Origin of the sequence: Streptomyces sp. NBC_00878, assembly GCF_026341515.1 — a bacterium.
GTDB lineage: Bacteria > Actinomycetota > Actinomycetes > Streptomycetales > Streptomycetaceae > Streptomyces.
The window spans coordinates 7,189,175-7,201,447 of record NZ_JAPEOK010000001.1 but is presented as its reverse complement, the minus strand read 5'-3'; the positions used below and the strand labels follow the sequence as shown (position 1 = coordinate 7,201,447).

6 protein-coding genes and 1 pseudogene are annotated in these 12,273 nt (G+C 70.1%); all 7 read right to left on the bottom strand.

Annotated elements, in window-relative coordinates:
• Positions 1-194: 194 nt before the first annotated feature.
• Complete coding sequence (locus OHA11_RS31260) at positions 195-1,043, bottom strand: TIGR03936 family radical SAM-associated protein (protein ID WP_266502128.1); 849 nt, start codon at positions 1,041-1,043, stop codon at positions 195-197.
• 48 nt (positions 1,044-1,091) lie between these two features.
• A pseudogene (locus tag OHA11_RS31255) lies at positions 1,092-2,525 on the bottom strand (hypothetical protein).
• A gap of 119 nt (positions 2,526-2,644) precedes the next feature.
• On the bottom strand, positions 2,645-4,783 hold the full coding sequence (locus OHA11_RS31250; protein WP_266502126.1) for a restriction endonuclease: 2,139 nt from the start codon (positions 4,781-4,783) through the stop codon (positions 2,645-2,647).
• A 353-nt stretch (positions 4,784-5,136) separates the two neighbouring features.
• Positions 5,137-7,095: a TIGR03960 family B12-binding radical SAM protein gene (locus OHA11_RS31245; RefSeq protein ID WP_266502124.1), complete on the bottom strand. Its 1,959-nt coding sequence runs from the start codon at positions 7,093-7,095 to the stop codon at positions 5,137-5,139.
• 141 nt (positions 7,096-7,236) lie between these two features.
• Complete coding sequence (locus tag OHA11_RS31240; protein WP_266502122.1) at positions 7,237-8,751, bottom strand: CYTH and CHAD domain-containing protein; 1,515 nt, start codon at positions 8,749-8,751, stop codon at positions 7,237-7,239.
• 50 nt (positions 8,752-8,801) lie between these two features.
• On the bottom strand, positions 8,802-10,001 hold the full coding sequence (gene rodA / locus OHA11_RS31235; RefSeq protein ID WP_266502120.1) for a rod shape-determining protein RodA: 1,200 nt from the start codon (positions 9,999-10,001) through the stop codon (positions 8,802-8,804).
• On the bottom strand, positions 9,998-12,265 hold the full coding sequence (gene mrdA, locus OHA11_RS31230; protein ID WP_266502118.1) for a penicillin-binding protein 2: 2,268 nt from the start codon (positions 12,263-12,265) through the stop codon (positions 9,998-10,000). Before mrdA ends, rodA begins: the two co-directional genes overlap by 4 nt.
• Between the last annotated feature and the right edge of the window lie 8 nt (positions 12,266-12,273).

Below are 12,273 nucleotides of genomic sequence, written 5' to 3'. Positions count from 1 at the left end.
CTCGCGCGATGCGCGGTGCCGCCGTCCGGGGCGCGGGCGCCGCACGGGAGCTCTCTGTGTCCTGTCTCGCCGGTTCCGTACGCCATGTGTGCGTACGGCCTGGCGAAAGTCTTCTGGTCGGTGCGCTGCCCGACCCAGGTGGCTCCCGGATACGAGGGCGGCGCTTCGACGTGCGTCCTTACGCGGGACCTTCCTTACACCGACGCCTTCGCGGCGGCAGTGGTCGCGGCCGTGGGTACATCGGCTGCCACTGCCTCGCGGTCGGGCGCGAGCGGGTCGGTCACCGTGCCGGTCTCTTCATCGAAAAGCCCCTGCGCCAGCCTGGTCACCGCTGCGGGGACCGGCGGCGCCAGGTCGGCCACAGCTCGGAGACCGGACAGGACGTCGTCAGGTCGAACGGCAGGCGTCACGTGCCGAACAACCAGGCGCAGTATCGCACAGGGCTGGTCCGTCGGCCTATCAGCATGTGGACTGTGGGTCTCAGGCTGTGCCGTGTGTGGTTCTGGTTGTGCTGTGTGTACCTCTGATTGCGCGTGTACCTCTGATTGCGCCGTGCGCGCCTCCAGGCTCGCGACGGCGCCGCGGGCGTCGAAGGTGCGCATGCCGTTCTTCGTCTTGCGCTGGACCTCGACGGTCCCGGCCGACCTGAAGGCGTCGACCGCGCGCTCCGCGTCCTCGGGGGTCACGCCGTCGAGGCGCAGCTCCCATACGGACGCGGTGAGCCGGTCGGCGAGACCCGACGTACGGGCCTCCACGGCGTCGATGATGTCGAGCCCGACAGGCATCGACTCGTCGAGGAGCAGGCGCAGCTTCTCGGGGTCGCGCGCGTCGGTGAGCGCGATCTCCAGGTACTCGGCCTCACTGCCCGTGCCGGTGGGTGCGGCATTGGCGTACGACACCTTCGGGTGTGGGGTGAACCCCGCCGAGTACGCCATGGGCACCTCGGCGCGGCGCAGCGCACGCTCGAAGGCACGCTGGAAGTCGCGGTGGCTGGTGAACCGGAGGCGGCCGCGCTTGGTGTAGCGCAGTCGGATGCGCTGCACCGCGGGTGCGGGCGGCGGGCCTTCGGGCTGTCGCTTGCCCAGTGTCGTTCAGTCCTTCGTGAGAGCGGTCGTACTGCTACCTAGAGTACGTGTCTCGGCGCCCACGGGTTCCCGTCGGGAGCCGCCCGGCCCGGACTACCGGCCGCCGCCGGGCTTGGCGAGGGGTACCGGCTCGGGCTCGCTCCGGGGCTTGGCCAGGGCGACCGGCTCCGGTTCGCGCGGGGCGCCGAAGAGCATGCGCCGGATGTCGGCCCGGGTCTGCCGTGCCGTCTCGCGGGCGCTCGCGAGGGCCTGCCTGGTGGTACGGCCCACGCTGCGGGCGGCCTCCGCCGCGGGCCGCCAGACCGCGTCCCGTACGAGGTGTCCGACGGGGGTGAGCACGCTCTGGTAGGCCCACCGCAACGGCTCCACGAAGATCCACCGGAAGAGTCGTCCGAGGAACCGCCCGACGGCGAGCGACACATACCCGGCGACACGCCACGCGTGCCCCAGGGCTTCGTCGATCTCCCGCGCGACGACGGCGATGCCCCGGCCGGCGGGCGCGAGCACCCAGCGCCACAGGGCGACGGCGGGCACGATGAAGATCCACCGCAGGAGAGTCCCGACGAGCATGGCGATCCAGGCCACCCCCGCCCAGGCCCCACGCCCCAGCCATGTCATGGCGGCCCACAGACCCCCACCGATCCATGTCATGCCGGCCCACAGGCCACGGGAGAGCCACACGACACCCGCCCACACACCACTCGCGACCCAGACGACACCGGCCCAGAGCCCTCGGGAAACCCATGTCACGCCCGCCCACACACTGCGGCCGACCCATGTGATGGCACCCCACAGCCCGAGCGCGGCCCAGGCGAAACCCCGCCCGGTCGGCGCGAGCAACGCCCGGTACAACCATGCGGCGGGGGCGACGACCAACATCCGCCACAGCCAGACGCACCCGGCCCCGATCCCCCGCAGGGCCCACACCACACCGTGTCCGATGGGCGTCAGCACCCGCTCGTACAGCCAGACGGCGGGCACTACGAGCAGCACGTTCCCGAGCCAGGCCAGGGCACGTCCCAGCGGTACGACGACGTACCGCCACAGCGCCACCCACGGCCAGACGAACACCAGCTTGCCCAGCCATTCCAGGGCGCGTCCGATGCCGGTCAGCAGCCACGCGACGACGGTCGCGACCGCCTCGACCAGCCACACCAGGGCCCGCCCGACAGGCGCGAACACCCACATGATCGCCCGCCCCAACGGCCGGAACACCCTGTCGTTGAGGAATCGCCCGGCGACGACCAGCGCGTCCCACGCCATCCGCACCGGCAGGACCAGCACGAACACCACGATCCGCACCGGAATACGGATCGCGACGGCGAGGCAGCCCTCGGGAGCGGCGTCCCCCGGTCGCGCCGGCCCACCGGACGCCACAGGCGACGTGGGCGTCTCCAACGGCGCGGGAGGCGCGGGCGGCGGCGACTTTTCCAGGTCCATATGGACGAGGACGCACCAAAGGCCCGTACGGATGCAGATCCGCGGTTTTCCGCTCCGCGCGTCCGGACCGGTGAGGCGAGGTGAGGTGAAGTGAAGGGATGTGAAGCGAAGTGAGGGCGCTAGTCCACGGCGATCCCGTACTCCCTGATGAGTTCCTCCAGACCGCCCCGATATCCCTTGCCGCCGAGCACGAAGTCCCAGTCGCCGCCGGCGCGGCGGCGGAAGGAGCCCAGGACCAACGCGGTCTCGTCTGCGCGGCCGTCGGACACGTCGAGCCGTCCCAACTCGGTTCCCGAGGCGTCCGACAGGCGGATGCCCGCCTCGGTGAAGCCGGAGAGGTCCGCATCGGGGTTGACCTCGGGGTCGACCGCGGCGACGAGGACGAGCCGGTCGGCCCGCTCGGGCAACGCGTCGAAGGACACCCGGATCGCCGCCTTGTCCGGTGCGGCGGCGGCGAGCGCACGGACCGAACCGTCCGGTGTCCGGGGGTTGTTGAAGAACACGAAGTGGTCGTCGCTCAGCACCCGGCTGCCGTGGCAGACGAGCGCGCAGACGTCCAGGGCGACCTGGCCGGTCCAGAACATCCCCAGCCTGTTGTGATCGTCAGCCCCGCCCGTCCCGCTCGACCCGCTCGCCCCGTCCCCGGCATCCGGTGTGCGCCCCTCCCCCGTACGCCCATCCCCCCTGCGCTGGGCCGGAATCGGGCGGCCCGAGTTCCCCAGTCGCCCGCGCAGTCCGTGTCGGTGCAGCAGGTCGACGAGTTCGTTGCCCGCGACGAGTTCCAGGGGTTTGCCGTTGGCGAAGGTGTGTGAACCCGGGCCGAAGCCGGAAGTGGTGACGAGGACGCCCTTGTTGGCGCCCGCGTCCTGGACCGTGCCGAACAGATCGCGGACGGCGGTCGGCGGCACGGTGTTGCGATAACGCTTCACCTGCACGACGATCTTGCCGCCCCGGATCGGAGTGGGATCGAGCGCGTCGACATCGACACCGCCGTCGTTCGAGCGCTGGGTCGTCACGGCCTGCATGCCCATGGCGCGGAAGAGCTCCGCGACCAGCGACTCGAAGGCGACCGGGTCCATCTCGTACAGGTCCGGCTCCTCATCGCCCCCGTGAGTCACGACACCGTTGCCGACGTCCTCGGGGCGTCGCCCGGGCCGTACCACCGCGCGCTGGTCGGGCCGCGTGGACAGCTGTCCCCGTAAGCCGTCCACCAGGCAGTCGACCGCGCTGACCTGCTCCAGGCGCAGCTGCGTGAAGACGGAGCGCGAGGCCATGACCGTGGCCAGGAAGATCCGCGCCTGCCTGCCCGTCGCCGGGTCGTGGTCGTCCACGAACCCGTTCAGCGCCACCGACTCCAGCGCGCCGAACTCGTCCGCCGCGAAGAGGTCGTGCAGGACGAGGAGTACGCACTGCGCGAGCACGTCCCGGTACAGCGCGCGGCGCTGGGTCGCCGGGCGAGGAGCCTCCTTGTCCTGGTCCGCGCCGGGCATGTACCGCACCAGCTTCGCCTCGGGGACGATGTCGTACGCGGGCAACTCCCAGTTCAGCACCAGCTGTCGTGCGGCCGAGTCGTACGCCGCGGACACCTGGCGCGGCAGGTCCTCCGGCCACGCGGACGAGGCGTAGAGGGCCGCGGAGAAGTACTCCACCACGGCCTCGGGGTCGCCGTCGCGGAGCCCGGCCGCCATCTCGGCGACACCGGCGTTGTGTTGACGGATCTCACTCAATTGGGCGTCGGCCCACTGCTGGTACTGCTGCTGGTAGGCGGCCAGTTGCTGCTGCCGCTGGACCTCCGCCGCCTGCGCGGCCTGCCAGTCGTGCTCGAACCGGGCGCGTGCCTCCGCCTGGGCCTGGGCCCGCCGGTTCGCGCCGAGCCCCCAACCACCTTGCGCCTGATACTGATTCGGATCAGGCATCGGCCTCGGATACGCCAACGGGCCGGGTGAGAAGGGCTCCACCTGCTCGACGCGCGTGAGGTGCGCGGTTCCGAACGCCGGGGCGCGGCACCCCGCGGCCAGCAACCCCTGCAAGGACTCGACCCGCGCCTCCAACTCCTCGGTACGCCGCCGGGCTTCGGCCTCCCGCTGCTGGCGGTACGCGGCCTGATGCTCACGTCGGCTGCGCGCCAACTCCCTCTGCTGGGAGCGCTGCTGACGCTCCAGATCCCGCTGCTGCCGGAGCTGCGCCTCCAGTTGGCGCTGCTGCTGACGCTGAACTTCGGCCCAGATGCCGACCAACCCATTGGAGCGACGACTCATGCTCTACAGGCCCTCCCCAGAACTCCGGAGCCCCTCGATCGGGCCCCGCCCCCCGCAACCGACCGTAACCAGACGACTCTAGTCCGCAATCGACCATCACCGCGCCCACGCGGACGGTCACGGTCGGGGGGAGGGCGGTCAGCGGGGTGCCCCCACCGCGGACCGCTCGCCCGAGGTCCGCCCGCGGGCGGCTCGCTCGTCGGCATGTCGGCCTCCTCCGTAGCGGATATCGCCACGCCTGGAAGCCGGAAGGCACTCGCGAACGGAGCGCGGCCACTCAGGCGACGGCGGCCGCCCCTTCGCCGCCGCCGTCCCCCGGGGCCTCTACATCGCGCCGCGCCGCTTCGCTCGCGTCAGTGAACGTGCCCGCTCGTCGCGTCCTTCTTGACCGTCAGCGGCAGCAGCTTCTTGCCCGTCGGGCCGATCTGGATGTCGAGGTCCAGCTGGGGGCACACCCCGCAGTCGAAGCAGGGCGTCCAGCGGCAGTCCTCGACCTCCGTCTCGTCGAGGGCGTCCTGCCAGTCCTCCCAGAGCCAGTCCTTGTCGAGGCCGGAGTCCAGGTGGTCCCACGGGAGGACCTCTTCGTACGTGCGCTCGCGCGTCGTGTACCAGTCGACGTCCACCCCGAGGTCCGGCAGCGTCTTCTCGGCGCAGGCCATCCAGCGGTCGTACGAGAAGTGCTCGCGCCAGCCGTCGAATCGGCCGCCGTCCTCGTAGACCGCGCGGATGACCGCGCCCACCCTGCGGTCGCCGCGGGAGAGCAGGCCCTCCACGATGCCGGGCTTGCCGTCGTGGTAGCGGAAGCCGATGGAGCGGCCGTACTTCTTGTCGCCGCGGATCTTGTCGCGGAGCTTCGTGAGTCGGGCGTCCGTGTCCACGGCCGACAGCTGCGGCGCCCATTGGAAGGGGGTGTGCGGTTTGGGGACGAAGCCGCCGATCGACACCGTGCAGCGGATGTCGTTCTGGCCGGAGGCCTTGCGGCCCTCGGCGATCACGTTCATCGCCATGTCCGCGATCTGGAGGACGTCCTCGTCCGTCTCCGTCGGCAGGCCGCACATGAAGTAGAGCTTCACCTGGCGCCAGCCGTTGCCGTACGCCGTGGAGACCGTGCGGATCAGGTCCTCTTCCGAGACCATCTTGTTGATGACCTTGCGCATGCGCTCCGAGCCGCCCTCGGGCGCGAAGGTCAGGCCCGAGCGGCGGCCGTTGCGCGTCAGCTCGTTCGCCAGGTCCACGTTGAAGGCGTCGACCCGCGTCGACGGGAGGGACAGGCCGATCTTGTCCTCCTCGTACCGGTCCGCCAGGCCCTTCGCGATGTCGCCGATCTCCGAGTGGTCCGCGGAGGACAGGGACAGCAGGCCCACCTCCTCGAAGCCGGTCGCCTTGAGGCCCTTGTCGACCATCTCGCCGATACCCGTGATGGACCGCTCGCGCACCGGGCGGGTGATCATGCCCGCCTGGCAGAAGCGGCAGCCGCGCGTGCAGCCGCGGAAGATCTCCACCGACATACGCTCGTGGACCGTCTCCGCGAGCGGGACCAGGGGCTGCTTGGGGTACGGCCACTCGTCCAGGTCCATGACCGTGTGCTTCGACACCCGCCACGGGACGCCCGACTTGTTCGGGACCACGCGGGCGATGCGGCCGTCCGCCAGGTACTCGACGTCGTAGAACGCCGGGATGTACACCGATCCCGTCTTCGCCAGGCGGAACAGGACCTCCTCGCGGCCACCCGGCTGCCCCTCCGCCTTCCAGGCGCGGATGATCTCGGTCATGTCGAGCACGGCCTGCTCGCCGTCGCCGATGATCGCCGCGTCGATGAAGTCCGCGACCGGCTCGGGGTTGAAGGCCGCGTGGCCGCCGGCCAACACGATCGGGTCGTCCAAGCCCCGGTCCTTCGACTCCAGCGGGATGCCCGCCAGGTCCAGCGCCGTCAGCATGTTCGTGTAGCCCAGCTCCGTGGAGAAGGACAGGCCGAAGACGTCGAAGGCCTTCACCGGGCGGTGGCTGTCGACCGTGAACTGCGGGACCCGGTGCTCGCGCATCAGCGCCTCCAGGTCCGGCCAGACACTGTAGGTGCGCTCGGCGAGGACGCCCTCGCGCTCGTTCAGGACCTCGTAAAGGATCATGACACCCTGGTTGGGCAGCCCGACCTCGTACGCGTCCGGGTACATGAGCGCCCAGCGGACGTCCGTGCTCTCCCAGGGCTTGACCGTGGAGTTGAGCTCTCCGCCGACGTACTGGATCGGCTTCTGCACATGCGGGAGCAGAGCTTCGAGCTGCGGGAACACCGATGCAGCGACTTCGGCAGACATCTCGCAAACCTTTGGTGGGGTGAGATCCGACAGGGGTGACCATTCAGCGTAACGTGCGCGGAGCCGCCCCTCGTCCGCCGTAACGATCTCGTCCGTCGTGAGGATCCCGTCCGGGTCAGTCGCCGGGACCGGCCGTCCGGGTCAGCGGAGTACCCCGCTCCGGATCGTCTCCCACGCTCCCGGCAGCTCGGCCTCGACCGACGCGGCCGACCGCTCCTCACGCCCGTACAACACCCCGTACGTGAAGGTGCTCTCCCCCGCCGCGTGCGCCTGGGTGGCGACGTCGCGCAGGGCCTCGCGGGCCATGACGCTGTCCTGGTGCTCGCCGAGCAGGCTCTGCAGGGACTTCATGTCGCTCGTCAGGCTCTTCGCGGGTTTGCCTAGTGCGGGGGTGGCCGTCTCCGCCGCGTACCGGGTGCGCTTGGCCTTCTTGCGGGCCTCGTGGATCGCGAGGTCGCGGTCCGCGCCGGGCGACAGGTCGATGGCTTCCGTGACCAGGCCGGACAGCTTGTCGAAGTCCTTGCGTACGGCCTTGGCGATCACCTTTTCCGGAGTGCCGGAGGCGGCCCCCCGCAGCGGCGGGGTGGCGAGGAGCGTGTCGAGGGCGGTGAGCAGGTCCAGGTACCGCCTGCCGTCGAGGACCGCGATCAGACGGCGCCGGGAGCCGGAGCTCCGGGCGTGCGCCCAGGTGCGCAGCCGGGTGCGGACGGGACCCGCGAGCAGGGTGCGCGGCAGGTCGTCGAGGGCCGCCGTCAGCCGCTCGGTCAGGACCTCCTGGTCGCGGTCGACGCCCAGCTCCCCGGCCAGCCACTTCAGCTCTTCGCCGATCGGGTCGGTGACGGCCCGGTCCAGGACCTTGCCGTACGAGCGGAAGGCGCTGCGCATCCGGCGGGTGGCGACGCGCATGCTGTGCACGGAGTCGTACACGTCGCGTCGCACGGCGGGGTCGAGCTCGATGATCGCGTCGCGCTGGACACGGACGTACGCGAGGACGTGATCGCCCGCGGTGACCGGTGCCGCCTCGACGACCGCCTGCTTGCGGGGCTTATCTCCCGTCTCCCCCAGGGCCCTGGCCAGCTTGGACGCGGACTTGGAGCGGGAGACGCCGGCCTTGCGGAGCTTCTTCTCGACCTTGTCGAGGAAGGCGGGGTCGCCGTCGTCGGCCAGCTCGACCTCGATCTCGGTCCATGCGGTGGTGCCGTCGCCGCCGCTGAGGCGCTCGGCGCGCACGCGGTCGACGCTGATCTCGGCGAGCAGGCCCCCGGAGGCGTCGACGAGGTGGCGGACGTCACGGGCGGAGCGCAGGCGTACGACGGGGACCAGTTCGGCGTCGCGCACCCGGGAGCGGACGAGTCCGCTGAGCGCGCGGGGCACGGTGTCGGACAGCGGGGCGTGGATCTCGTCCCGTACGCCCTCGGAGACCGGCAGTTTCAGGTGCCAGCCCGCGTCGTCGCCACCGGTGCGGCGGCGCAGGGTGAGCGACGCGGCGGCGAGCCGTTGGTCGGGCGTGTCGTAGTAGGTCGCGTCGAGATCGGCGGTGCCCTTGTCGATGACGGCCGAGACGCCGGAGACCCGCGTCAGGTCCGGCAGGTCCGACAGTCCGGCGTTCTCATCGGCTTCGTACTTACGCTCGATCTCCCGCTTTGTGTCCGCCATGAACCGAATCTAGTCGCGAATCCGGCGTATGGGCAGCCCGCAAAGGTTCACTAGGCCGACATCGGCCGTTGAACTCTGATCGACTGCAGCAGGCCCACGGCCACCCAGACGGCGAACATCGACGAGCCTCCGTACGAGACGAAGGGCAGCGGCAGGCCCGCCACCGGCATGATGCCGAGGGTCATGCCGACGTTCTCGAAGGACTGGAAGGCGAACCAGGCGATGATCCCGGCGGCGACGATCGTGCCGTACAGCTCGGTCGTCTCACGGGCGATGCGGCAGGCCCGCCACAGCACGACGCCCAGGAGGAGCAGGATCAGTCCCGCGCCGAGGAAGCCGAGCTCCTCGCCCGCGACCGTGAAGACGAAGTCCGTCTGCTGTTCGGGGACGAACTGGCCGGTGGTCTGCGAACCCTTGCCGAGGCCGGTGCCGAAGAGGCCGCCGGAGCCGATCGCGATACGCGCCTGGTTGGTGTTGTAGCCGACGCCCGCCGGGTCGAGCTCGGGGTTGGCGAACGCGGCGAAGCGGTTGATCTGGTACTCGTCGAGGATCTTGAGCTGCCAGGCCGCGACCGCGCCGAGGGCACCGGCGCCGAGCAGCCCGAAGATCCAGCGGTTGGAGGCGCCGGAGGCGAGCAGCACGCCGAGCACGATGATCACCATGACCATGACCGAGCCGAGGTCGGGCATGAGCAGGACGACCACTATCGGTACGGCGGCCAGGCCCAGGGACTGCAGGACCGTGCGGTGGTCGGGGTAGGGCTTGTCGCCGGCGTCGACCCGGGCCGCGAGCAGCATCGCCATGCCCAGGATGATCGTGATCTTCACGAACTCGGAGGGCTGGAGCGAGAAGCCGCCGCCGATGACGATCCACGCGTGCGCGCCGTTGATCGTCGCGCCGAGCGGGGTCAGCACCAGCAGGATCAGCAGGACGGAGAGCCCGTACAGGATCGGTACGGCCGTGCGCAGGGTGCGGTGGCCGAGCCAGACCGTGCCGATCATCAGGGCGAAGCCGATGCCCGTGTTGAGCAGATGCCGGAACAGGAAGTAGTACGGGTCGCCCTGGTTGAGCTCGGTGCGGTTGCGGGTCGCCGAGTAGACGAGGACCGCGCCGATCAGGGAGAGCGCGATGGCCGAGAACAGTATCGGCCAGTCGAGCCTGCGGGCCAGCGAGTCGCGGGCGAACAGCCGCGACAGGCTGGAGCGTTCGGGTCCGTATCCGGAGACGGAGAAGCCGTTCGCGCCGGTCATGTGAGCGTCCTCCGCCTCTTCTTCGGGCGGCCGGTGCCCCTTCGGGCGTCGCGCCTTCGGGTGTCGCGGTTGTTGCCGGTGTTGGGGTCGGTCACGGTGGCGGCCGGGTCGTCACCGGCCACCGGCAGCTGCCCCTCCTCGGTGACCCGCTCCTTCTTGCCCGGGTACTTCTCGACCTTCGGGGCGTCGATCGAACCGTCGGCCTCGACCTTCGGCAGGCTCTTCTGCGGCGAGTAGAGCAGGGCATTCTTCTTGTCGATCTTGCCGTCCGTCGAGACGCCGTACAGCGCGTTGTAGATGTTGCGCACGGCGGGACCCGAGGCGCCGGAACCCGTACCACCCTGGGAGATGGTCATGACGACCGTGTAGTCCTTGGTGTACGTCGTGAACCACGAGGTCGTCTGCTTGCCGTAGACCTCGGCCGTACCCGTCTTGGCGTGCATCGGGATCTCGTCCTGCGGCCAGCCGCCGAACCGCCAGGCGGCCGTACCGCGGGTCGCGACTCCCGCGAGGGCATCGTCTATCTCGTCGCGGGTCTGCCGCGTCATCGGCAGCTTGCCGTGCGACTTCGGCTTGATCTCCTGGACGGTCTTGCCGTCGGGGCTGATGATCGCCTTGCCGACGGTCGGGTCGTAGAGGGTGCCGCCGTTGGAGATCGCCCCGTAGATCGTCGCCATCTGGATCGGCGTGACGAGGGTGTCGCCCTGGCCGATCGAGTAGTTGACGGAGTCACCGGCACGCATCCGGTTGCCTTCGAGGCAGTTCTCGTACGCGATCTGCTCGGCGTACGTGCCGCCCTTCTTGCCGTACTTGCACCAGGCGGCCTTGTTGGCCTTCCAGTAGTTCAGCTTCCACTGGCGGTCGGGGATGCGGCCGCTGACCTCGTTCGGCAGGTCGATGCCGGTCTCGCTGCCGAGGCCGAACTGGTGGGCCGTCTTGTAGAACCAGTTCTTGGCGTTCTTGTTCGGCTTGATGCCGCCGTCCTTCTTCCACTCCTCGTGGGAGAGCCGGTAGAAGACGGTGTCGCAGGAAACCTCCAGGGCGCGGCCGAGACTGATCGGGCCGTACCCCTTCGACTCGAAGTTCTGGAAGACCTGGCCGCCGATGGAGTACGAGCTGGAACACTCGTAGGGGCCGTCGAAGGAGTAGCCCGCGTTGACCGCGGCGGCCGTCGGGACGACCTTGAAGACGGAGCCGGGGGCCGACTGGCCCTGGATCGCGCGGTTCAGGAGCGGGTAGTTGGAGCCCTTGCCGGTGAGCTTGGTGTAGTCCTTGCCGGAGATCCCGCCGACCCAGGCGTTCGGGTCGTACGACGGGTTGGACGCCATCGCGACGACCCGGCCGGTCTTGGCCTCCATGACGACCACCGCGCCGGAGTCGGCCTTGTAGTTCTCACCGGTGTTGTCGTCGAAACCCTTGCGGGCCTCCTTCATCGCGTCGTTCAGCTCGTACTCGGCGACGCGCTGGACGCGGGAGTCGATGCTGGTGACGACGTTGGCACCGGGCTGGGCCTCGTCGCTCTTGGCCTGGCCGATCACGCGGCCGAGGTTGTCGACCTCGTAGCGGGTGACGCCGGCCTTGCCGCGCAGCTCCTTGTCGTACTGGCGCTCAAGGCCCGAGCGGCCGACCTGGTCGGAGCGCAGATACGGCGACGCGGTGTCCTTGGCCTTGGTGATCTCCTCGTCGGTGACGGGCGAGAGATAGCCGAGGACCTGCGCGGTGTTGGCCTCGCCGGGGGCAGCGTACCGGCGGACGGCCTGCGGTTCGGCGGTGATGCCGGGGAAGTCCTCGGCGCGCTCGCGGATCTGCAGGGCCTGCTTGGCCGTGGCCTCGTCGGTGATGGGGATCGGCTGGTAGGGCGAGCCGTTCCAGCACGGCTGCGGCGTCTTCGCATCGCACAGCCGGACCTTGTCCATGACGTCCTTGGCCTTCATTCCGAGGATGCCCGCGAGCTTGGTGAGGACGGCGTCGCCGTCGTCCTTCATCTTCAGCAGGTCGGTGCGGGACGCGGAGACCACGAGCCGGGTCTCGTTGTCGGCGATCGGCACCCCGCGCGCGTCGAGGATCGAGCCGCGCACGGCGGGGCTGACGACCTGCTGGACGTGGTTGCCGGAGGCTTCCTTGGCGTACTCGTCACCGTTGCGGATCTGGAGGTACCACAGGCGCCCGCCGAGGGTGCCGAGGAGCGAGAGCACGAGGACCTGGATGACGACGAGCCGGATCTGGACCCGTGGGGTCCGGCCGGTCTCCGGGATGTTGGTCACTGATCCCC

Excerpts from the sequence above, each read along its gene's own strand:
- rodA (WP_266502120.1), bottom strand. The coding sequence starts at position 10,001 with ATGACCGGCGCGAACGGCTTCTCCGTCTCCGGATACGGACCCGAACGC.
- OHA11_RS31240 (WP_266502122.1), bottom strand. The coding sequence starts at position 8,751 with ATGGCGGACACAAAGCGGGAGATCGAGCGTAAGTACGAAGCCGATGAG.
- OHA11_RS31245 (WP_266502124.1), bottom strand. The coding sequence starts at position 7,095 with ATGTCTGCCGAAGTCGCTGCATCGGTGTTCCCGCAGCTCGAAGCTCTG.
- OHA11_RS31250 (WP_266502126.1), bottom strand. The coding sequence starts at position 4,783 with ATGAGTCGTCGCTCCAATGGGTTGGTCGGCATCTGGGCCGAAGTTCAG.